Annotated in this window: 1 pseudogene; it reads right to left on the bottom strand. The window is 63.6% G+C overall.

Annotation, left to right across the window (positions count from 1 at the left end):
- A pseudogene (locus J8I26_RS22880) lies at positions 1-412 on the bottom strand (ABC transporter ATP-binding protein); the annotation flags it as partial.

The raw sequence follows: 412 nt of genomic DNA, 5'->3' as shown, positions 1-412 counted from the left end.
AGGCGCGAATCCTGCAGCCGCACCGAGAAGAAGATCACGCCGATGCACAGCAGCAGGAACAGGAAGTAGTAGGCGTTCACCGACGGCGTGGAGAAGCCGAACACGTTGACCATCGAGCCCGAACCCGGCTCGCCGGCCAGCGACACGCCAAACACGCGGATCGGGTCGATCAGGTTGATGCCCTGCGGGCCGTTGGTGATGTTCACCGGCGCGTTCAGGTTGTTCATGAAGATACGGATGATCTCGCCAAAGCCCAGCGTCACGATGGCCAGGTAGTCGCCGCGCAGCTTCAGGGTCGGCGCGCCCAGGAGCGCACCGAAGATCGCTGCGAACAGACCCGACACCGGCACGATCAGCCACAGCGACAGGTGGATACCGTTCTGCACGATCTCCGGCCCGCACACCCACACCA

Source organism: Herbaspirillum sp. LeCh32-8, from assembly GCF_017814915.1.
Classification (GTDB): domain Bacteria; phylum Pseudomonadota; class Gammaproteobacteria; order Burkholderiales; family Burkholderiaceae_D; genus Herbaspirillum.
Note: the sequence above shows the minus strand (reverse complement) of the source record. Positions and strands in the feature narration are given on the sequence as shown.